Origin of the sequence: Roseovarius sp. BRH_c41, from assembly GCF_000961715.1 — a bacterium.
In the GTDB taxonomy this organism is placed as follows: Bacteria; Pseudomonadota; Alphaproteobacteria; order Rhodobacterales; family Rhodobacteraceae; genus Roseovarius.
In genome coordinates this window covers 16,283-36,752 of sequence record NZ_LADY01000064.1, presented here as the reverse complement: position 1 = coordinate 36,752, position 20,470 = coordinate 16,283, and the positions used below count along the sequence as shown (strand labels likewise).

21 protein-coding genes are annotated in these 20,470 nt (G+C 58.9%); 11 read left to right on the top strand and 10 right to left on the bottom strand.

Annotated elements, in window-relative coordinates:
• Positions 1-49 precede the first annotated feature (49 nt).
• The 3 genes from VR71_RS20320 to VR71_RS20310 are packed head-to-tail and all read left to right on the top strand — an operon-like array spanning position 50 to position 2,856.
• Positions 50-718, top strand: a complete 669-nt coding sequence (locus VR71_RS20320; RefSeq protein WP_009815910.1) for a TRAP transporter small permease — start codon at positions 50-52, stop codon at positions 716-718.
• A 1-nt stretch (position 719) separates the two neighbouring features.
• Positions 720-2,078, top strand: a complete 1,359-nt coding sequence (locus VR71_RS20315; protein ID WP_045686337.1) for a TRAP transporter large permease — start codon at positions 720-722, stop codon at positions 2,076-2,078.
• 13 nt (positions 2,079-2,091) lie between these two features.
• The gene (locus VR71_RS20310) at positions 2,092-2,856 is read left to right on the top strand and encodes an IclR family transcriptional regulator (protein WP_009815908.1); all 765 of its coding nucleotides are present in this window, start codon (positions 2,092-2,094) and stop codon (positions 2,854-2,856) included.
• Between the two features lie 7 nt (positions 2,857-2,863).
• Here the strand turns inward: VR71_RS20310 and hemF are convergent, their stop codons facing one another.
• From hemF to VR71_RS20280, 6 genes are all read right to left on the bottom strand, one after another.
• The gene (hemF, locus tag VR71_RS20305) at positions 2,864-3,754 is read right to left on the bottom strand and encodes an oxygen-dependent coproporphyrinogen oxidase (RefSeq protein ID WP_045686336.1); all 891 of its coding nucleotides are present in this window, start codon (positions 3,752-3,754) and stop codon (positions 2,864-2,866) included.
• A 28-nt stretch (positions 3,755-3,782) separates the two neighbouring features.
• Positions 3,783-4,583 carry an SDR family NAD(P)-dependent oxidoreductase gene (locus VR71_RS20300; protein ID WP_009815906.1) on the bottom strand — a complete coding sequence of 267 codons (801 nt, stop codon included), beginning with the start codon at positions 4,581-4,583 and terminating at the stop codon, positions 3,783-3,785.
• A gap of 45 nt (positions 4,584-4,628) precedes the next feature.
• Positions 4,629-5,621: a class I SAM-dependent methyltransferase gene (locus VR71_RS20295; RefSeq protein WP_045686335.1), complete on the bottom strand. Its 993-nt coding sequence runs from the start codon at positions 5,619-5,621 to the stop codon at positions 4,629-4,631.
• A gap of 1 nt (position 5,622) precedes the next feature.
• Entirely contained in the window at positions 5,623-5,961 is a 339-nt protein-coding gene (gene clpS / locus VR71_RS20290) for an ATP-dependent Clp protease adapter ClpS (protein ID WP_009815904.1), read from the bottom strand.
• 617 nt (positions 5,962-6,578) lie between these two features.
• Positions 6,579-7,874 (bottom strand): FAD-binding oxidoreductase, encoded by a 1,296-nt coding sequence (locus tag VR71_RS20285; RefSeq protein ID WP_296430670.1) that lies wholly within the window; start codon positions 7,872-7,874, stop codon positions 6,579-6,581.
• Positions 7,874-8,575: an HAD-IA family hydrolase gene (locus tag VR71_RS20280; protein ID WP_045686333.1), complete on the bottom strand. Its 702-nt coding sequence runs from the start codon at positions 8,573-8,575 to the stop codon at positions 7,874-7,876. The genes VR71_RS20285 and VR71_RS20280 overlap by 1 nt, the downstream gene beginning before the upstream one ends.
• A gap of 132 nt (positions 8,576-8,707) precedes the next feature.
• On the opposite strand from VR71_RS20280, the gene VR71_RS20275 reads away from it, so the two are divergent.
• The 8 genes from VR71_RS20275 (at position 8,708) to VR71_RS20240 (ending at position 17,485) form a co-directional block, all read left to right on the top strand.
• Positions 8,708-9,625 (top strand): LysR family transcriptional regulator, encoded by a 918-nt coding sequence (locus VR71_RS20275; RefSeq protein ID WP_296430668.1) that lies wholly within the window; start codon positions 8,708-8,710, stop codon positions 9,623-9,625.
• The gene (locus tag VR71_RS20270) at positions 9,622-10,527 is read left to right on the top strand and encodes a LysR family transcriptional regulator (protein WP_045686332.1); all 906 of its coding nucleotides are present in this window, start codon (positions 9,622-9,624) and stop codon (positions 10,525-10,527) included. Before VR71_RS20275 ends, VR71_RS20270 begins: the two co-directional genes overlap by 4 nt.
• Positions 10,528-10,617: 90 nt before the next feature.
• Positions 10,618-12,120, top strand: coding sequence for an FAD-dependent oxidoreductase (locus tag VR71_RS20265; protein WP_045686331.1), 1,503 nt, complete (start codon positions 10,618-10,620; stop codon positions 12,118-12,120).
• Positions 12,121-12,169: 49 nt separating this feature from the next.
• Positions 12,170-13,012, top strand: a complete 843-nt coding sequence (locus VR71_RS20260) for a transporter substrate-binding domain-containing protein (RefSeq protein ID WP_009815897.1) — start codon at positions 12,170-12,172, stop codon at positions 13,010-13,012.
• A gap of 50 nt (positions 13,013-13,062) precedes the next feature.
• Entirely contained in the window at positions 13,063-13,809 is a 747-nt protein-coding gene (locus tag VR71_RS20255) for an amino acid ABC transporter permease (protein ID WP_009815896.1), read from the top strand.
• On the top strand, positions 13,806-14,606 hold the full coding sequence (locus VR71_RS20250; protein ID WP_045686329.1) for an amino acid ABC transporter permease: 801 nt from the start codon (positions 13,806-13,808) through the stop codon (positions 14,604-14,606). Before VR71_RS20255 ends, VR71_RS20250 begins: the two co-directional genes overlap by 4 nt.
• Positions 14,607-14,620: 14 nt before the next feature.
• Positions 14,621-15,382, top strand: a complete 762-nt coding sequence (locus VR71_RS20245) for an amino acid ABC transporter ATP-binding protein (protein WP_296430666.1) — start codon at positions 14,621-14,623, stop codon at positions 15,380-15,382.
• Between the two features lie 69 nt (positions 15,383-15,451).
• Positions 15,452-17,485, top strand: a complete 2,034-nt coding sequence (locus tag VR71_RS20240; protein WP_045686328.1) for an NADH:flavin oxidoreductase — start codon at positions 15,452-15,454, stop codon at positions 17,483-17,485.
• Positions 17,486-18,060: 575 nt separating this feature from the next.
• Here the strand turns inward: VR71_RS20240 and nthA are convergent.
• The 4 genes from nthA to VR71_RS20220 are packed head-to-tail and all read right to left on the bottom strand — an operon-like array spanning position 18,061 to position 20,427.
• Positions 18,061-18,717 carry a nitrile hydratase subunit alpha gene (gene nthA, locus VR71_RS20235; protein ID WP_045686327.1) on the bottom strand — a complete coding sequence of 219 codons (657 nt, stop codon included), beginning with the start codon at positions 18,715-18,717 and terminating at the stop codon, positions 18,061-18,063.
• Positions 18,707-18,985 (bottom strand): SH3-like domain-containing protein, encoded by a 279-nt coding sequence (locus tag VR71_RS20230; protein WP_009815891.1) that lies wholly within the window; start codon positions 18,983-18,985, stop codon positions 18,707-18,709. Before VR71_RS20230 ends, nthA begins: the two co-directional genes overlap by 11 nt.
• Complete coding sequence (locus VR71_RS20225; RefSeq protein ID WP_045686326.1) at positions 18,978-19,316, bottom strand: SH3-like domain-containing protein; 339 nt, start codon at positions 19,314-19,316, stop codon at positions 18,978-18,980. The genes VR71_RS20230 and VR71_RS20225 overlap by 8 nt, the downstream gene beginning before the upstream one ends.
• 40 nt (positions 19,317-19,356) lie before the next feature.
• On the bottom strand, positions 19,357-20,427 hold the full coding sequence (locus VR71_RS20220; RefSeq protein WP_045686325.1) for a FliG C-terminal domain-containing protein: 1,071 nt from the start codon (positions 20,425-20,427) through the stop codon (positions 19,357-19,359).
• Positions 20,428-20,470: the final 43 nt, after the last annotated feature.

Sequence of the window (20,470 nt, the reverse complement as noted above, 5' to 3'; positions counted from 1 at the left end):
GCAACGATTGATGTTGCGCAATTGGAATGACCCGAAGGGAGATTCAAGCATGACCGGCTGGTTTCAGGGCACAGGCGAAATCCTGAGCGCCCTCATGGCAGGCGATTCCTGGATGTTGAGCGCGGCGATGAACCAACCTGCGGTTTGGCCGCTTGGTCTCGCTGCGATGTTGGCGCTGTCCCTGTTGGTCCTTTTGCTCTATCGCCTCAGCCCTTGGGCCGAGCGCAATCTGGAGCAGACACTCATGGTCGTCTCCTACCTTGCCATCGGTGGTATCATTTTCGTTGAGGTGTTCCGCCGCTTCGTCTTCTCGCAACAGGTGCCGTGGTCTACAACGTTGCCGCCATTTCTCTTTCTCATCATGACGTGGTTCGGATGCAGCTATAACGTTAAACTGCGCACGCATCTGGCCTTTGCCGAATTTCGAACCGCCATGCCGCGCGGCGGGCAAATTGCCTGCCTGATGCTGGATGCGGCTCTGTGGATCGGATTTTCATGGGTGGTTGTCGTCACCTCGTCCAAGGTCGTCGCCAATTCCGCCTCGAATTTTCAAATCATGCTGGGCACCGACAATGTCATGCAATGGTGGTTCCTGCTTTCCGTGCCGATAGCGTTTATAACCCTAGTGGCCCGTGTGATCGAGAATGCCCTGACGGATATTGCGAACTTCCGTAGCGGTGAGACCCTGATTACCCAAGCCGTTATCGGAGGTGATTGAGATGTCCGATCCAACCCTTATCACCCTGATTTCTATCGCAGTTACCTTTCTCTTCATGTTCGGCGTGCCGGTCTTTCTGGTCATCGGTTACTGGGTCATCGGCATTTCCTTTGTGCTTGGTATGTCCTTGCAGAATATCGGCGGGGCATTGGCAGATGTGTTCACCGATGGCTTTGCACTTCTGGCGATGCCGCTCTTCATCCTGACCGGAGATCTGATAAACCGCTCCGGCATTGCGCGGCGCCTAAGTGATTTCGCCTATGCGTGCCTTGGATGGATCCGGGGCGGGCTTGCCATGGCCGCACTGGGGGCCTGCGGGCTCTTTGCCGCAATCTCCGGTTCGAATTCTGCCACGACCGCGACCATCGGCTCGATGTTACACCCTGAAATGGTCAAGGGAGGCTATGACGAGCGCTTTTCGGCGGCCACGGCGGCGGCGGGCGGCACGGTGGGGATCATCATCCCACCTTCGATCATCTTCATCGTCTATGGGTTCCTTCTTAATCTGCCGATTTCAGAACTGTTCGTCGCGGGCATCATTCCCGGCACCCTGATGGTGCTGGCGATGATGCTGGCCGCGTTCCTGATCTGCTGGCGCAACGGCTGGGGCATTCTGATCGCGCTCAGCCCGATGCGCGTGCTCAAAACAGCCATCGGAGCATGGCTTGGCTTCTTCGCCATTGGTCTCGTGCTCTGGGGGATCTACACTGGCAAGTTTTCCCCGACCGAGGCCGCAGGTGTGACCGTCGGCTTCTGCGTGATCGTGGGCTTTGTCAGCTTGCCGCTTTACAAGCTCATGGGCGGGGCCAAGGGCCGCGATGTCAGCGAAAAGAAAATCTCGGAAATGCTGGTGGTAGAAGGATTCAGCCCTCTGGAACTGCCGTCGATCACTATGCGTTCGGCACAGATTACGGGTATTCTGGCCCCGCTCATCGCGGTGTCGGTGGTGATGCAACAGATCCTTTCGGTACTGGGTGCGCAGGAGACCATTAGCAGCTTTGTGACGTCGATGGGCGGCTATTACGCTGTGCTTTTCACCTCCATGGCCATCGTTTTTGTCTGTGGCATGGTGCTGGAAAGCTTGCCGGTCACGATCATCCTTGCACCCATTCTAGCCCCGATTGCACATGCCGTGGGTGTCGAGCCGGTGCAGTTTGCGGTGATCTTCCTTGTGGGCGCGTCGATCGGATTCATCACGCCGCCCTATGGTCTCAATCTCTATGTTGCCTCTGGGGTGACGGGCGTTCCCTATTTCAAGCTTTTGCGCTACACGGTTCCCTATCTCGTGGCTCTGCTCGCGGTCTGGTTCCTTGTCGCACTGGTTCCCGGTCTCTCGACAGCGCTGCTTCCACAACGGTGAAGATGGGCTAGGCATGGACGGCGAGGACTCAGCAACGATACCGACCAACCTGCGGCTGTTGCTGGTGATCGAAGAGATTGCGCGCGTGGGCGTCCCCATCACGCCGACCGAGGTCAACGCCGCGATTGGCCTGCCCAAGCCTACCATCCACCGCCTCTTTGCCACGTTGGAGGAGGAGGGGTTTCTACAACGCGATCTTGATGGGCGAAGCTATTCTCCGGGGCCGCGCCTGCGTACCTTGGCGGGGGGAGTGCTGTCATCGCTGCGAATTCGCACCGCTCGGCAGGCGGTTTTGCAACGTCTCAGCCGTCAGATCGGCGAAACCTGCAATATCGCCCTGCCGGATCGGGACGCGATGATCTATCTTGAGCGGATCGAGACGGAATGGCCTCTGCGTATCCAACTTCCCATCGGTACGCGTGTGCCGTTTTATTGTACGGCCAGCGGCAAGATGTATCTCAGTACGCTCGCGCGCAGTCATCTGATGCGATACCTCGGCGCGACTGATCTTGAGGCGCGCACGCCCAACACGCTGACAGATCCTGACGCCCTCTTGCACGAGATTCAGCAGGTGCGAGTTCAGGGCTATTCTCTCGACCGCGAGGAATTCATGGAGGACATGATCGCCCTCGCCGTGCCGATTTTGGACGTTAACGACCGGCTCATGGCGACACTGGCGTTTCACGCGCCAACGCAGCGTTTCAGCATCGAGAAGGCAATGGATTATCTCGGTATCATGCGCGAGGCAGCGTCCGATCTGTCACAGCTCGTAGCCTGACACGGGGTCAGAGCCATTTCGCCATCGGCGGAAGGCTCATCAACACGGCGTTCGCATCATGCCCGGTGGCGAGACCGAACTTCGTGCCACGATCATAGACAAGGTTGTATTCGGCATAGAGGCCGCGATGGACCAGTTGGGTATCCTTGTCGGCCTCTGACCAATCCTGCACCCGGCGCTTTTCGATCAGTGGCACATAGGCGGGCAAGAAGGCACGACCGATGTCTTGCGTCAGGGCAAAATCCGCCTCCCAGTCGCCGGTATTGCGATCATCCATGAAAATTCCGCCAACGCCACGCGCGCGGTTGCGATGCGGTACAAAGAAATACTCATCCGCCCATGCTTTGAGTGTGGGGTAGAGGTCAATGCCATGCGGATCGAGATGCGCCTGTTGTTGAGCGTGAAAATGCGCCGTGTCCTCGGGATACTCGATGCAGGGATTGAGATCGGACCCGCCCCCGAACCACCATGCATGCGGCGTCCAGAACATCCGCGTGTTCATATGCACCGCAGGCGCGTGCGGGTTCTGCATATGCGCCACAAGGCTGATGCCCGAAGCCCAGAACCGCGGATCGCTGTCCATCCCGGGCACGCCGCGCGCCGCCATCGAACGCTGTGCCGCCTCACCCAAGGTGCCGTAGACCTCTGAGACATTGACGCCAACTTTTTCAAACACCCGGCCCCCGCGCAGCACGCTCATGAGGCCGCCACCGGCGTCCGATCCGTCCTCGCTGTGGCGGCGGGTGTCGCTGACCTCAAAGCGTCCCGGCGCGGTGTCTGACAGGGGACCGTTGGCGTGACTGTCCTCCAGCCCCTCGAAGGCGGCGACGATGTCATCGCGCAACTGGCGGAACCAAGCGGCGGCGCGGGTTTTCTGTTGGGTAAATTCGTCGGTCATTCGTCTTGTCCTAAGGCAATTATGCCTATTAGTGCGCCGGGGCTGCGCAGGGGTCAAGCAGGGTGCGACCACCATCGACCGTCATGATCTGCCCGGTCATAAAGGCCGATCCGTCGCAGGCGAGGTAATGCACCGCCTCGGCCAGTTCCGCAGCAGAGGCGATCCGACCGAGCGGAGTGTGGCACTCGATGTCGGCACGATAGTCGCTGTGTTCGCGCAGGGTTTCCTTGAGCGAGGCGCTCATGACCGACCCAAAGGCCAGCGCGTTAACCCGAATCCGATGTGGTGCCAGTGCAAGCGCAAGACTGCGTGTCATCTGGTCAAGAGCTGCGGAAGAAATCGAATAGGCCAGCAGAGAAGGATGGGTGCAGCGCGCGGCAATCGACGAGATGTTGACAATCGTGCCGGCACTTCCTTCGGTTTGGCCTTCGGATTGTTTGATCATCCGACGCGCGACCTGTTGGCTCATCCGTAGCGCAGTCAGCAGGTTTTGCTGCAACAGCATCTCGACCGCATCATCATCCGGGTTCAGTGCATCAGAGGGGACAATCTGACGGCAGGCATTCACGAGGATGTCGATCTGCTCGAATGCATCAATCGTGGCGGATATGAGATTGGCTTGGGTCAATTTCTCGCGCAGATCTCCGGCGAAATAGCGGACATTGCTGCTATCGTCATTCTCACCCAATTCCTTGATCAACCGCGCCTCGTCCATGTCGGCAAAAACGACATTGGCGCCCTTGTCCACGAAATGACGACCGATCGCGAGACCGATTCCGTTCGCCCCGCCGGTGATGATCGCGGTTTTGCCAGAGATTGAGAATGACATGCTGGGCCTTTCGAGCTGGGTCCAAGACGTACGCGCTGGATGTCGCTAGTGGGTTTTCCGCGCGGGACGGCTGGCGTGAAGGATCTTGAAGCGGGTATCGCCTGCTGCCTCTGCGACCGACGTGAAGCATTGTGCAAGCGTGGTTTCATAGGGGAGATGGCGATTGGCCACCATCCAGAGGGCGCCCGAGGGTTTGAGCATTCCCGCCGCTGCACGAATGAAGGCGCGGCCCAGATCCGGATCGGCGGCGCGACTCTCGTGAAATGGCGGGTTCATGATAACGGCATCGGCGCGCGCCTCAGGTTGCCATCGGGTGGCGTCAGCCCAATGAAGATAGGCGCGGGAATCCATGACGTTCTTGCGCGCGCAGGTGAGTGCCGCATGGTCCGCCTCGACCAGATCAAGCCGGGCAATGCTGTCGCGCTCCAGCGCACGGGCGCTCAGATAGCCCCAGCCGGCGCCCAGATCAATCACATACGCGCCCAGCTTGGGCGGCAGGCTGTTGGCCAGAAACTCGGATGCGGGATCAATGCCATCCGCAGAAAACACGCCGGGTGCGGTGACATAACCGCCTTCGATCTCTTGCGGCACGGTCGCGGCCCACTCGGAGAATTCCGGCCCGGCGGCCAAACTGAAGATCTTGCCATGCGCCTTGGACAGCGGCGCGCTGATTGTCACGCGGCGGCGACAATCCCGCAGCACCGATTCTATGCCATCGGTTTTCAGACCATCGACGATCACCGGGCCATCGGTCACCGATGCAGCCTCTGCAAGCGTGGCACGGGCTCTTGCCTTGGCCCGGGGCAGACAGAGGATCGCCGCACCATATCGCCCTTCGGGCGCAACAGCGCAGTCATATCCCAAACCTGCAAAGTAATCGAAATCGGGTTTTAGCGTGGTGATCACCTGCACCCGATCCATCGGCAACGCCGACAGGTCCGACTCCACACGCGGCGTGAAAACGGCAATCCGCCCCGCTTCGGGAATGGTAACAACCCCGTCGGCTAGGGCAATGGTCAGGCGTGTGGCAGTGGCCAAGTTATTCTTTTTCCATTGTGCATTGCAGCGGGTGCTGGTGGCGGCGGGCAAAATCCATCACCTGCGCCACCTTGGTTTCGGCAATCTCATGACTGAACACACCGACAACGGCGAGGCCTTTCTTATGCACCGTCAGCATGATTTCAAACGCCTGTGCATGTGACATGCCAAAGAAACGTTCCAGCACGGCGACCACAAACTCCATCGGCGTGTAGTCATCATTGAGCAGCAGAACCTTATAGAGCGGTGGACGCTTGGTCTTGGGCCGGGTGGCGACCACGACCGCAGGATCTCCCGCGTCCTCATCGGGCCCGGCCATTGTAATCGGATGTTGGATCATTTGTGTCGCACTATCGGATTATTGCCATGGGACAGGGTCTGTTTCATGACGTCTATATATCTTTTGCCCCCGGTTAGAAAAGGGTCAGCGTGAAAGAAGCGGTTCAATCCGTTGTGTCCGCTCCCGGCTCGATCAGCGCGGGGCCACGCGCGCGGCTGGAATTGACCCGAGGATCGACGCGCCACATCCCTAATGTGGTCTCCGGTGCGGGCCGCATGAGGGTGTTGTCACGTTAACGGGTCTAAGGTCGCTGGTTCATTGATCTGGTCTTTGGCGGTGGCGATGCAGACAGAGACAATCAGTTACAAGCGCCGCCGGTTTCCGCCCCGGACCATTGCGCATGTTGTCCGGCTCTACGCCCGGTTCAACTTGGCTCTGCGCGAGGTCGCGGGTCGGTCATGCAAAACCTGGGTTTCGAGATTCTAGCTTGAAGTGGAATATTCGTAGTACATGTTTGGATCGCTGGGTCCAAAGAACGAATAGGCGCGAACAGGAACACTCAAAACCTAGCCTCAGAGGTTTCGGGCAGTTCAAGGTCTTAAACTGGAGAATGCGGCCGCTAGCTCACAAGTTTGGGGTCACTACCGGTATACCGCGTCCCTTGGAGGAATCCGTTTCTAGAGACCGGCGGCGTCGAGCATTTCGTAGAAAAAGGTTGTCGAGCGAACAGCGATTGCGCGTAAAGGGTAGAATGGAACTTTCGGGATGCTTGCGCGCGCGATCAGTGCAAGGTCATGTGGTTGGCCGGTCATGCGCCTGGCGATCTGGTCTCCGACAAAGCCCGACATAGCGACACCGGCACCGTTGAAACCCGCCGCATAGCCAATGCGGTTCGACAGGAGACCAGCTTGTGGAAGACCGTCAAAGGTCAATGCAACCTGACCGGACCAGCGCAGCGCAATCGGCACATCGTGCAGTTCGGGAAAAATCTTGCGCATTGCGCCTTCCAGTCGTCGAAAGGCGGCTGGTGCATCCACGGCCCCCAATGCGCCGCGCCCCCCAAAGATCACCCGCCCATCCACCTTGCGGAACCAGCGCATCATGCGGCGGGTTTCAGTATAGCTTCGGCATGTGGGCAGCAAAAGCTTGTCCAGATGGTCGGGCAAAGGCTCGGTTGCGACCATGGCACTTCGGAACGGCACGATACTCCGGGCGATAGGCTTTCCCGCTGGAGTAAGCCAAGAGTACGCGTTGGTGGCCAGCAGAACGCGGTCAGCGATGACGCTTGCGCCCGGTGTCGTCAAGACCACCCGTCCGCCCTGTTCCGCGATGGATTGCACGGCGGTCTGGGCAAAGACGCCAATGCCACGGGCTTTGGCTGCTCTCCATAGGCCCAGCAGATAGGCGAGGGGCTGAATGGTTCCGGCACCATCCTGCAACACGCCGCCGACAAAGCTGCTGGAACCTGTCTCCTCGGCGACGGCCTCGGGGCACAGCACGTGCAATCCGGTGTCGCCCAAAGTGTTTCGTAACCAGTCCGCCTCTTGCCGCGCGTGGTAAAGGGCCTTGGCTGAATGCGCGCATTTCAAAGCGCCAACCCGGCGAAATCCAGTGTTCGACAAATCAAATCTGTTGAGGGTCGTCGTCAGATGCTCGACGCTGGCGGTTGCGATGGTGTGCATACGTTGCGCCATCTCAAGACCGTGCGATCGGGCAATGTCGCTGAAACCACGGCGGAATTTAGCGGATACGACGCCGCCGTTCCGACCGCTGCCGCCGATCCCTGGCTCTCCAGCCTCGAGGACAATCACGCTTAAACCTGCATCGGCAAAGGTGTGGGCCGCGTGCAAACCGGTATATCCGCCGCCAATGATCGCAATGTCATACGCGCAATCCTGCAGCAGCGCCGGATAGTCCGGGCTGGCGGGTTCTTGCTCTCGCCAAAGCGATTTGGCCGGCGGCGGAAGCGGCATCATGCGGCCCCAAGTACGGCGTCGGCAAGCGCTTTGAGGCTGGGCAGGCGCAGATCAGGTTCGGTAAAGCTTGCCGGATCCGGGGTTGCGCCGTAGCCCACCTGATCATGCCGTCGTTCGATCCAGCATGTTTTATAGCCCAAGGATTTAGCGACGCCGATATCGTGATGCTGGCTTTGGGCAACGTGCAGAATTTCGCTTTGTTTGTAGCCAAGCGCCGATTGCCGACCACGGTTGAAAGCAAAGAATTCCGGGTTCGGCTTTGCGCATTGCGCTTCGTCGCAGGTCACTGCGTCGTGAAAAGGCAGACCGAGTCGATGCGCATAGGCGGAGTATGCCGTGCGATCCGCGTTGGTCATCGCCACCAGACGGAACCGCGTGCGCAAACGCCCGAGGGCCTCGACAGAGTCTGCGAACGCAGGCCATTCTAGGACTGAAAGCTGAAAGTCGCGGGCGGCATCTGGGGTGGTCGGTAGGCCGAGCTCTTGGGCGAGATGCACGTAAACATCTGCGAAAACCTCGCTGGAGCGCCCGTAGTTCAGGTCGCGACCCGCCATGTAGGGGCCAAAGATGTCATCATCAGTCAGATGGGCGGCGGCACTGCCACCGATGCGGCGCACGGCGTCCAGAACGCCCTTTTCAAAGTCGATGCAGGTGCCGACGATATCGAATGTCAGCATCTTGAACGCGGAAAAATCCATGGAAGCCTCGTGTTGTTTGCCCCGGTCGGGCGTTAGTATTGAAGTGACAATGATGCAGAGCCCCCCATTTGAGCAATTGCCAAATACTGAGACTTTCCATAACTTGAGATCATGAATGGATTACGTCGAAAATTGCCCTCTGCGAATGCGCTCTTCGTGTTCGAAGCCGCTGCACGGCATGAGAATTTCACCCGCGCTGCTGAAGAGTTGAACGTGACCCAGCCTGCGGTTAGCCGCACGCTCGCGGGTCTTGAAACGCATTTGGGGGCGCAACTGTTTTTGCGTGGCAAGCCCGGAGCCCGACTGACGGATGATGGATTGCTGCTGAAAGAGGTTGTGGAATCGGCATTCTCTCAGATAAATGGCGTTCTCGATCAGTTGCAGGAGCGACGCACGGGCAAGGCGCAGGTTACGATATCGGTTTCTACCGCCTTTACCACGCATTGGCTGATGCCGCGCATCGCACAGTTTCAACAGGCTTTTCCAAGTGTCGATCTGCGCTTTCAACTGATCCCCGGTCCGGTGACTGGCCCGACAGCCGGGGTCGACATTGCCATGCGTTATAGCAGTGCATCAGAGACGTCGGGGCGTTTTGTCATGCGTGAAGCTTATGTTCCGGTCTGCGCGCCCGGCTATCTGAACCCGCCGCCGCAGGATGGGCCCGCGTTGATCCGTTTGGATGGCGAGGCCACCGAAGGGGTGGCGTCCTTGATGCCAGGACTGGGTCTTCGGCGCGAAGGACAACTGGGATTCTCAGACTATGCCGTGGTGATTCAGGCAGCACTCGTGGGGCAGGGTATTGCCGCGGGTTGGATGAACATTGTCAGCTACTGGATGAACGAAGGACGCCTAGTGCCCGCGGTCAACGAGTTGGTCTTTCCAGGTCGAGATTGCCGTATCTTATCGCGCACCGATGGCGCGAATGCCGATGTCGTTCAAGCGGTGAGAGACTGGTTGGTGGACGAGATACAGTCTGACCTGAGGAAAATTGCGACGCTCTATCCGCCACTTGGTGTCGATAGCGTTCTGAAACCAAGAGATTATTTATGAAATTGCATCCATCGGTTTACGAGGCATTTCAAGTCGTCATGCGGTCAGGGACCGTATCTGGTGCCGCAGACTATCTGGGCCGTAGTCAACCAGCCGTCAGCCGCATGATCGACAAGTTGGAAAGCAGTGTGGGCGTGAAGCTGTTTGAGCGACGCAAGGGGCGTGTTGTGCCCACCCATGCAGCGCATTTATTGCTGGACGAGGTGGAACGGTTGTTCGTGTCCCTGTCGTCACTGGATGATTTCAGCCGTCGGATGGAAGAGGGGCAGGATGGTGGTGTCAGAATTGCCGCTCTGCCAGCTCTTGGGTTGGATTTCCTACCGGAAGTCATTTCGCGGTTCTCGAAAGATAGACCCCAAGCCCGTGTCAAGCTGAACGTGCGCATGTCGGTCAGCGTTGAAAAGTGGGTTGCGACCCAGCAAGTGGATTTTGGGCTTGCTGAAACGCCGTTCCAGCTCTCCGGGTTTGGAACACGGATTTTTGCAGATACAGTCTATATCGCCGCCATTCCCGCCGATCATGCGCTCGCCGAGGAAGAGGTCGTACGCCCCGACCATCTACGCCGTGAGCCGCTGATCGGTTGGACCGTCTCGGTTTCCGCTCGCCGCATTTTCGACGACATTATGCAGGGCGCGGGGATCGTACCACAGCAGCTGATCGAAACCACGATGTCGGCCACCATGTGCAGCATGGTCAAGCGCGGCTTGGGGCTGGCGGTGGTGGATCCCTTCACGGCATGGGCCAATCCGGACCCCAGAATTGTTTATCGCCCGTTTCTTCCTCAGATTCCGTGCAGGTTTGCATTGCTGCGACCGGACACCCGGACGCCAACCGTGCTGGCCACCGAGTTGATCGGCCATGCGGAAAGTCTGCGGGATGAGGTACTTGCCCAGATGAGGTAGGCGGCGACACCTTTCAGTATGCGCTAAACGTATATTGAAAGGCTAACTTTGCATTTTGATTCTAATGACCGCTGGTTCTTAATACGGTCCATGAACCAGAAATCCGGCTCAAGTCCCGCGTCTGACGCACAAGAATTTGACGTTGTCATCATCGGTGGCGGCGTCAACGGAACCGCCGCTTTGCGTGAACTGGCGCGGGCGGGATACGCGGTTTTGCTGGTCGAGGCAGAAGACTTGGGCGCGGGGGCCAGCGGTCGGTCTTCGCGGATGCTCCATTGCGGATTGCGCTATCTGGAAACGCCCAATCCGGTATGGAACGCACTGCGCCACCCCATCCGCTTTGCGCGCGCGTTGGGCATGGCGCGCGACGCTATGACTGCGCGGGCGGAGTTGTCGCAGGATACCGACGTCGGGACACGGCCCATCGAATTGTCCTTTCCAATCTGGCGCGATGGGCCGTTTCCGCGCTGGCAACTTGATGCGGGGTTGCGACTGCTTCAACTGATCGGGCCGTCGGTGCCATCGCTTGACCGTACGATCCGTGACGCGGATGCCGCGCGCGCGCATCCCATCGGCCGCAATCTGCGCAATCAGGACGCGCTTCGCGGCATGGTCAGCTTTCGCGAATACCTGTTTTCCGCACCTGAGCGGCTCTGCATCGACAATGCGCTGGACGCGGAGGCCTATGGGGCCAAACTGCGGTTGATGACCCGAGCCGAGTTGCGCGGACGCGACGGTTCTGGGCTATGGCGGATGGCCTTGGATGGGCCAGAGGGCAACACCGAAATTCTGGCCCGTGCAGTCCTGAACATGGCCGGAAGCTGGGCTGACGAGGTCGGGAATTTTGGTAAACGGCTGATACGAGGCACCAAGGGAGCGCATATCATTCTGCGCTTGCCCGATGGTTTTGCCAATCGCGGAATAGCGACGGTGCATCGGGGCGGGCATCCGTTTTACGGCCTGCCATTGGGCGATGATCGTTTCTATTTCGGACCGACGGAAACCCTGTTCGAGGGGGATGCGCGGAACGCCCATGCCGATGCTGACGATGTGGCCTTCTTGTTGGCGGAGGCAAACTATCTGCTACCGGGGCTCGGCCTGACGCGAAACCATATTGAACAATGCTGGGCCGGTGTGAGACCGCTCACCGAAGACCCTGATCGCCCAATGGGCGCGCGCGAACGCCGTGTGCATGATCTGGCACCGCAGGGGTTTGAAAACGTTTTGGCGATGACTGCGGGGCCAGTGATGAGCCTGCGCAGCGCCGGACGGCGGATGTTGTCTGAGGTTTCAGCACGGATCGGGCCGCCGCCTCCACGTGCAACCATCAGCCTGCGTGGCGTGTCCCAAGCTAGCCAAAATCCTGTCGAGTACGCCGTGACCCACGAACATGCGCCAGACCTCTATTCGGTGTTGACCCGGCGCACCGGAGCCATCTGGCAAGGGTTGATCAGCGGCGAGGACGCGGCACGGGTGGCCGACACTGTTGCCCCGCTGTTCGGCTGGTCCAGTGCGGAAAAAGATCATCAGGTCGCGGCATTTCTGGCCCGACAGGAAACCGAATTCTGTGCGCCTTCGGATCACAGGAGATAACCGGAAAAGCCGGCAAATTAACGGTAGAGACCCCAACAAGGAGAGACCAATGATCACTCTAAAAACACTGCTCGGTACGATCGCAATCACTGCACTGACTGCGACAGCGAGCTTTGCCCAAGACGTCGTAAACGACCGTTTCAAGGAAGTGTTGGAGCGTGGTGTGCTGCGCGTCGGCGTTCAGGGCGCGTTCAAACCCTGGGCCTTTCGTGCGCCAGAGGGCACCATTCAAGGCATCGAGGTCGACCTCGCACAAACGGTCGCCGACCGTATGGGCGTGACCTTGGAAACCGTGGTGATTTCCTCGGCCAATCGGATGGAATTCTTGCAACAGGGCAAGGTTGACCTGCTGATTGGTGCCATGTCCGACCGCCCTGACCGCCGCAAGGTCGTAGGCATCATCGAGCCTGCGTATTGGACTTCTGGTCCCACCCTCATGGCCAAAGAAGGTGTCATCTCTTCTTGGGATGATATCAAGGGCAAGCCGGTTTGCGGCAAGCAGGGCGTGTTCTACAACAAGATCGCGGAAGTCGAGTTTGGTGCGAATGTCGTGGCCTTTGGCGGCAACACCGAAGCGAAGGAAGCGCTGCGTTCGGGCAAATGCCTAGCATGGGTTTATGACGACACTTCGATTGCGGCAGACATCGCAAGTGGCGAATGGGACGGCTATGAAATGCCTGTAGACACGGTGTTTTCCAACCCGTGGGGCGTTGCTGTGCCGCTCGAGGAAAAGGACGGCATCTGGGGCGCTTTCATGTCCGGCATGGCCTATAACTGGCACAAGGACGGCACGCTGATTGAGCTTGAAAAGAAATGGGGCGTCAAGGCGTCGCCGTGGCTTGCCGCGCTGCACGAGCAGTTGCAGTACGACAATTCTTATCTCGACAATTGATGATACCGGGGGGGGTAACATCCCCCCGACCTTTGGACAGGATAACACGCGTGCTGGACCTTATCGCGCCGTTCTTTGAACGGCTATACGACACCACCGGGCTTAACTTCTCGCCGTTTTACAACTCCTATGACTGGGGTCGGCTGGTCGAGGGGATGTGGGTTTCGGTCAAACTTATCACGGCGATCATCGCGGTTTCGTTGGTGATCGGTGTGATCGGTGCGGGTGCGCAAACATCACGGCTTCGGATCATACGTTGGATGGTGTCGGCCTATATCGAGATTTTTCGCAACACGCCCCCCATTGTGCAGCTTTTGTTCTTTTACTTCGGGCTCGGTGCGATCACCCCGCAGGTGGATATGGGCGGTTGGTACGAGCCTGCAATTGGGTCGTTTGGGTGGGCGGTCATTGCCATCGGCATTTTTGGCGGCAGCTATAACGTCGAGATTTTTCGTTCCGGTATCGAGGCGGTGCCAGCCTCGACGAAAGAGGCGGCGGAGTCGCTGGGCTTTTCCGGGTTCAAGATATTCGTCTACGTGACCTTTCCGCTGGCCTTGCGCATCTGCCTGCCCGCGCTCACCAACAACATCGTCTCGCTGGCCAAGACGTCATCGCTGGCCTATGTGATTGCGGTTCCCGAGATCACGTATTCGCTAAGCGGCATCTGGTCGGACAGCGTGAACGTGCCAGAAATGATGCTGCTTCTCTTTGGCTATTACATCGTTCTGATTGCGATCATCGCGCGGATCATGACCATGATCGAGCGGAAAATAGCACTGCCGGGGTACGGACAATGACGCCGAATTGGACCGTTTCCCGTCTGACGTGGCGGGCCCCCGTTCTTGCGGCAGGGCTATGCGTTCTGGCTACATTGGCCGCTATGGCACAAGATGGGTCAACCGGACGCCCTTCGGCGTTGGCCACGCTGATCACCTGGATGCCGTTTATCCTCAAAGGGTTTGGGTTGAACTTGGTGATGAGCGTTCTGGCTATGGCGCTGGCCACGGTTAGTGGTGTGATCTTGGGCTTTATGCAGATTAGCCCAGTCACCCTGATCCGGCTCCCTGCCAAGCTGGTCACGAACCTCTTTCGCAACTCACCTTGGCTGGTAATCTTGTTTGCGATCATGTTTCTTGTGCCGTTTCAGATCACGCTGCCGGGTGGAGACAAGGTGATGGTTCCCGACTGGCTTAAGGCCACTTTCGGCTTTTCCTTGCCGGTCATGGCGAATGTTTCGGAAATTCTGCGCGGAGCGGTGGCGTCGATCCCTTCCGGCCAATGGGAAAGTGCTGAGAGCCTTGCATTTACGCGCGGTCAGACGCTTCGTCATATCATCTTGCCGCAATGTATCCGCCGGATGCTTCCGCCGTGGATGAACTGGTACGCGCTGCTGACGTTGATGACGCCGATGGCGGCAATCCTTGGCGTCAACGAGGCGCTTGGCAACACACAGGCAGCCATGGAAGCGGCAGGGTCGCGTCCCGAGTTTCTGATCCCTTTCTACCTCTTTCTGATGACGATCTTCTTTGTCGTCATCTATCCGATATCAATTTGCACCCGTCGGCTTGAAAAACGCTTCGCCACTGGGTCCTGACAGGAGACTTGACGATGATGTCCCCCACCGGAAACCGGACCGTCGAACAGCCGATCGTGGCCTTGCACGGCGTCCACAAAAGCTTTGGTAGCCTTGAAGTGCTCAAAGGCATCGATATCGACGTCATGAAGGGTGAAGTGGTCTGTATCATCGGACCGTCCGGTTCAGGCAAATCCACCCTGATCCGCACGATCAACGGGCTAACCCCGGTCAGCAAGGGATCGGTAAAGGTCGAAGGGATTGAGGTGCATGATGCAAAGCTCGACAAGCTGGCGCTGCGGCGCAAGGTCGGGATTGTGTTTCAGCAATACAACCTCTTTCCGCACCGCACTGTTTTGCAAAACGTGATGATGGCGCCGCTGCTGGTGCTCAGGGAAAACCGCACAGAGGTCGAGGAGCGGGCCCGCGCCCTGCTGGCCAAGGTCAAGTTGAAGGATAAGGAAAACGCCTATCCTGCGGAACTGTCGGGCGGTCAGCAACAGCGTGTCGCCATCGCCCGCAGCCTGTGCATGCGGCCCGACGTGATGTTATTCGATGAGGTGACGGCAGCACTCGACCCCGAAACGGTCAAAGAAGTGCTTGTGACCATCAGGGATCTAGCGATGGACGGGATGACCTGCATGTTGGTCACCCACGAGATGGGCTTTGCCCGCGAGATATCGGACCGGGTCTATTTCACCGATGCAGGGCGTATCGTGGAAAGTGGCCCGCCGTCGCAAATCTTTGAAACACCGCAAGATCCGCGCACGCAGGAATTCCTGTCCAAAGTGCTCTGATCCGGACCCTGAACGATAGTCGACAATTTGACGGGCCTGCACGGCCGCGTCCCAACCGGAGTTTATGCCATGGCCATCCAGAGCCCCATCCGCGCGAAAGACCCGCTGCTGCAACCGCTCCAGATTAAAAAGCTGGTTCTGCGCAATCGGATCATGAGCACATCGCATGCCTGCGGGCTGGAGAACGATGGCTTTCCGCAGGAGGCCTATCAGGCCTACCACGAAGAAAAGGCACGGGGCGGCATTGCACTTTCAATGTTTGGTGGGTCGTCGAATGTCGACATCGACAGCCCAAACATCTTTCAGCAGCTCAATGTCGGCACCGACCAGATCATTCCGCATCTGCAACGCTTTGCAGAGCGGATGCATGCGCAAGGCGCGGCGTTGATGTGCCAGATCACACATCTCGGGCGGCGGGGTGATCCCTATGCGCAGGATTGGCTGCCGCCGATTGGCCCGTCTCCGATCCGCGAGACATTGCACCGTGGCATCCCCCGAGAGATGGATGAGCACGATATCGCGCGGGTGGTCAAAGCCTATGGTCAGGCCGCGCGCCGCTGCGAGGAAGGCGGGCTGGACGGGATCGAAACACTTGCTGCCGGACATATGATCGGACAGTTCCTGTCACCCAAGACAAACCACCGCACAGACCGGTTTGGCGGGACATTGGAGAACCGTGTGAGGTTTGCCTTGATGGTGCATGACGAAATCCGTCGCAATGTCAGCGACGATTTCATCGTTGGCATGCGCTATGTGGTGGATGAGGGCATTGACGGCGAACTGTCCGCAGAGGACTGCTTGGCGGCGGCGCAGATCCTTGAGCGCGAAGGCTCTGTCGATTTTTTCAATGCGCTTTTCGGGTCAATGGACACCTCTCGGTCGCTGTCGGAAGAGGTGTTCCCCGGCATGGGCATGCCAGCAGCCCCATGGGTTGCGGCCGTTGGCCGGTTTAAACGCGACGTGAAGCTGCCGGTTTTCCACGCAGCGAAACTCTCCGACATGGCCTCGGCACGCTTTGCCGTTTCGGAGGGGCATGTGGATATGGCGGGGCTGACCCGCCCGCATATCGCAGACCCGCATATGGTGAACAAACTTATGCGCGGGGAAGAGCACCGGATACGGCCATGTGTCGGGGCCGGTCATTGCCAGTCACAGCATCGCCCCAAATGCCTCCATAACGCATCAACCGGACGCGAGTTGACGATTGGCCACCGCATTGAACGCACACAAACCCCGCGCGATGCCGTTGTTGTGGGGGCTGGCCCTGCCGGGTTGGAAGCGGCGCGGGTTTTGGCGGAACGTGGTCACAACGTCCGCCTCTTCGAAGCGGCCGCGCAGCCGGGTGGTCAGGTCCTTATGGCCGCAGCGGATTGGCGACGAGATCTGATTGGTATCATTGATTGGCGTTTGGCCGAGTTGGAAATTCTGCGCGTCGCGGTGGAATGCAACCGCTACATGGACGCGGAAAGTGTCGCCGCGCTCAATCCTGATCTGGTCATTCTGGCAACGGGCGGCATCCCGCAAACCGAATTTGGCGCAGGGGATGATCTGGTGCATTCGGCATGGGACATCGTAGGTCGGCAGGTCAAGCCGGTTGGAGATGTCCTGATCTGGGATAACACCGGCCGACATCCGGCGTTGTTGGCTGCGCAGAGTGCGCAGGCGGAAGGGGCGAATGTGCGGCTAACATCCATCGATGTGAACATCGGTCAGGATCTCGTCTATCCGGAGTCCACGCGCTGGCACAAAGAGTTTGCCAAGTCTGGCCTGCGTCCCGAGGGCAACCTGCGGCTGATCGGCGTCGCGCGCAAAGGCAACAAGCTACAGGCGACATTAATGAACGAGCTGACCCATGCCATCGAACAGACCCTCTATGATCAGGTGATCGTCGAAATGGGCACGATACCGATGAATGAGATGTTCGAGGAACTGCGCAGGCAATCGGCCAATGATGGGGTCACAGACCTTCATGCGCTCAAGAACCTTACGTCCCAACCCAGACACGGCAAAGGGTATGAGCTTTACCGCATCGGCGATGCGCAGTCGTCACGCAACATCCACGCGGCGGTTTATGACGCCTTGCGGCTTTGTTCGGTGGCTTAAGTCTCGCTTACGCCTAACACCGATATCGGGTCTGATGCCGGAGCGTTCAGAATCCTACACCAACGCGGTTTGATCACCTTTTGGGCAACCTCTATTCTCTGGTGAGAAGGATGTGGGTCCACCCAAGTGGCGAGATGTGCGCCAAAGGTCTTGTCACGTTAACCCACCGGGTTTGCCAAGTCTGGCCTGTTGTTCGTCGATCACACGACGTTTGCCGCTGATGTCCAGGCCTCGCATACGTCGAGCCGATGGTCGCGAAACGTTTCACTCCGACTGGTAATCGGAGACCCCAGATGACTCGCTGTCGTTTTCGGAAAGGCCGATGGCAGGTCGCGGCGCGGTTATCGAGTCCCTTGTGTGACCAATGATCAAGACCCGGCGCGACCTCGCGCAGACCCAAGTTGAACCGGGCGTAGAGCCGGACAACATGCGCAATGGTCTGGGGCGGAAACCGGTGGCTCGGCGATGGTTCCGGCAGATCGTTGTCAGGGGCCGTCCCAAAGACCTGCGCCATGGCGTCAGTGGGCAGGGCGATGACAAGACGACCGCACCTCCTTGGCTGGCCCTCGGTCCGGTCAGGGTTGGCGAGGCAGGCCGGTGCCGATCATTGAATCACGGGTAACAAGGCTGGCCAGCTGCTCTTGACTCAGTCCTTCGGTCCCCTCTGGTCGGGCAGGCAACACCATATAGCGCATGTCGGCGGTGCTGTCGTGAACCCGAACCGTGACACTCTCAGCCAGATCAAGACCGAATTCCCGCAACACAGCGCGCGGCTCGCGCACTGCGCGGCTGCGGTATTCGCGAGTTTTGTACCAGTCGGGCGGCAGGCCCAAGAGGTTCCGGGGGTAACAGGAACAGAGAGTGCAGACGATCAGATTATGCGCGTCTGCGGTATTCTCGACAGCAATCAGGTTGAGCGGGCCGATATCGAATCCCATCTCGCGGCTTGCGGCAGAGGCATCAGAGAGCAAGTGCGCCTTGAAAACGGGATCAATCCACGCCCGCGCGACAACCGCTGCACCATTTGCGGGGCTGCGGGCGTCCATGACCTCGATCTGAGTGGCTATCTGAGCAGGTGTCAGGTGAGATTTTTCCACCAACAACTCACGAACGGCAATTTCCAGGCGCTGCCAATAGGTCAGCGGGCCGTCATTGTCAGCGCGATAGGGATGACCCGAGGAGCTCATGCCCTCGTGGTGATAGTCGTCGTGATCGTGGTGGTCATGCGGCATGGATGACCACCTTCTCCAACCAATGGGCGTAGATCTCGGCATCGAGCGTGTCGTTTGGGTTCTCTGCCGCATCACCCCAAATTTCTGCCATGGAAAAGCGCACGCGATAAAGCGGCTTTTCTTCGGCCGACAGGCCATAGGCCAATTGCTCAGGATTGTGAAACGCGCCCAAGGGCCGCTCGATCTCACCCGTCTTGCCCCTGAGATACCACGGCACGCGGACATGACCCGGCGGTGTCAGCGCCTTGACTCGCACCCGCTCAGCCATGTTGCGCCTCGGCATAGGTCGGGCCACGCGCGGCGATCTCATCCATCCGGGTGGCCAATTCCTCTAGGGAATAGACCCCCGCTTCCAGCAAGTTCTGATTTACGGCGGCGATCCAGCGTTCGTAATAGCTGTACTTTTCAAAGGCGTCTTCGCCCATATCCTCAATCGCGCGGCGGAGCCCGTCGACGGTAAAGAGCCCCTTTTGCCCGCAGAGCACCATCAGCGCATCAATGCGTTTTTCCCAGAGAGCAAAGTCATGCCCTTCCATCGGCACAGGCCCGGCTGCCTGTCCGCCCATGTCGTGCCAGCGGCGTCCATCCCAATCACTCATAGGTCCAAGCCTATGTCTGGCTTTTCCGCTTGTCCAGTGGTCAGTCGCCGCTCTGCTCCTCATCTTCCGGGGTGACAAAGCTGATCTCGCCAGCCGCTTCTAGCGTGCGTACGGCATTGACGACGGCTGTCATCGCCTCTTCGGCGTCGCGCAGACGGACACGACCCCGCTCTTGCATTTCCTCGCGGATCGCCTCGGCCATGCGTTTCCCGAGATTGTTCAGAATGAACTCCGCCACCGTCGCGACATCGCCTGAGGCTGCTCCGGCGAGGGCCGTGACCAAGACCGCCTGATCCAGCTCACGCGTGATCCGGGGAATATCGGTGGGTTTCACCCGGTCTGGTATATGCACAAAGGTAAAGATTGCGCGGCGGACAAGTGCCGCGAATTCCTGATCGGTTTCCTCGAGACCGGTCAGCACGTCATCGCGGGTGGCCGCAAGTGAGAAATTGAGGATTGCGCCCACGCGTTCCACCGCCCCTTGGGTAAATGCGGTTTCAGGCACGTCATGCAATTCTGCCGCCAGTGCCAAGCCGATCCTGTCAACTGCTTCGGGACTGACCGATCCGGTTTGTGAGACCGCATAGGTGATCCGCCGCGCCAGTTCACCCGGCAATTTGCCCAATAGGTCCGCAGCGCGCGATACCTCGAGCTTGGACAAAAGGACCGCCGCCACCTCTGTGCTTTCGCGCTCAATAATAGGAATGAGAGCCGTCAGATTTGCCTCCTTTACCTGGTTCCAAGGATCGCCGTATTGCCGCACACCCGCCTCTTTGCGGAGCCGCGCGGCGGTTTGCGGACTGATCCGACCGCCAAGAGTCGACAGCGCACCTGCCATGCCACGCGGAAAGATCAGCCCCATGCCCTCTAGCTCCTGCGCAAACTCCGCGACGACATCGGCCAGCGTGCCGCGATCGACATAGCGCATGGAGCCCATTTGCGTCGTCAGGCGCGCTTGTAACCCGTCAGGCAGGTCAGTCAGCGCAATCTCGGCGCCCTCATTGATCAAGAACCGGACAATGATTGCAGCCTTTTGCGACCGGGTCAGATGGGCCGCGGCCCCGCCGCGTGGCGCTGGCGCTATCCGGGCAAGTGGGGTGGTTGCTTTCATTTTTGGCCTCTGCTCGGGTCTTGAAAGACCTTAGAGGTCAAAG

Coding starts and splice junctions, on each gene's coding strand:
- VR71_RS20280 (WP_045686333.1), bottom strand. CDS start 8,575: ATGGATTTTTCCGCGTTCAAGATGCTGACATTCGATATCGTCGGCACC.
- nthA (WP_045686327.1), bottom strand. CDS start 18,717: ATGCCGCATGACCACCACGATCACGACGACTATCACCACGAGGGCATG.
- VR71_RS20285 (WP_296430670.1), bottom strand. CDS start 7,874: ATGCCGCTTCCGCCGCCGGCCAAATCGCTTTGGCGAGAGCAAGAACCC.
- VR71_RS20260 (WP_009815897.1), top strand. CDS start 12,170: ATGATCACTCTAAAAACACTGCTCGGTACGATCGCAATCACTGCACTG.
- VR71_RS20310 (WP_009815908.1), top strand. CDS start 2,092: ATGGACGGCGAGGACTCAGCAACGATACCGACCAACCTGCGGCTGTTG.
- hemF (WP_045686336.1), bottom strand. CDS start 3,754: ATGACCGACGAATTTACCCAACAGAAAACCCGCGCCGCCGCTTGGTTC.
- VR71_RS20250 (WP_045686329.1), top strand. CDS start 13,806: ATGACGCCGAATTGGACCGTTTCCCGTCTGACGTGGCGGGCCCCCGTT.
- VR71_RS20225 (WP_045686326.1), bottom strand. CDS start 19,316: ATGAGTGATTGGGATGGACGCCGCTGGCACGACATGGGCGGACAGGCA.
- VR71_RS20315 (WP_045686337.1), top strand. CDS start 720: ATGTCCGATCCAACCCTTATCACCCTGATTTCTATCGCAGTTACCTTT.
- VR71_RS20300 (WP_009815906.1), bottom strand. CDS start 4,583: ATGTCATTCTCAATCTCTGGCAAAACCGCGATCATCACCGGCGGGGCG.
- VR71_RS20320 (WP_009815910.1), top strand. CDS start 50: ATGACCGGCTGGTTTCAGGGCACAGGCGAAATCCTGAGCGCCCTCATG.
- clpS (WP_009815904.1), bottom strand. CDS start 5,961: ATGATCCAACATCCGATTACAATGGCCGGGCCCGATGAGGACGCGGGA.
- VR71_RS20220 (WP_045686325.1), bottom strand. CDS start 20,427: ATGAAAGCAACCACCCCACTTGCCCGGATAGCGCCAGCGCCACGCGGC.
- VR71_RS20245 (WP_296430666.1), top strand. CDS start 14,621: ATGATGTCCCCCACCGGAAACCGGACCGTCGAACAGCCGATCGTGGCC.
- VR71_RS20230 (WP_009815891.1), bottom strand. CDS start 18,985: ATGGCTGAGCGGGTGCGAGTCAAGGCGCTGACACCGCCGGGTCATGTC.
- VR71_RS20240 (WP_045686328.1), top strand. CDS start 15,452: ATGGCCATCCAGAGCCCCATCCGCGCGAAAGACCCGCTGCTGCAACCG.
- VR71_RS20265 (WP_045686331.1), top strand. CDS start 10,618: ATGAACCAGAAATCCGGCTCAAGTCCCGCGTCTGACGCACAAGAATTT.
- VR71_RS20270 (WP_045686332.1), top strand. CDS start 9,622: ATGAAATTGCATCCATCGGTTTACGAGGCATTTCAAGTCGTCATGCGG.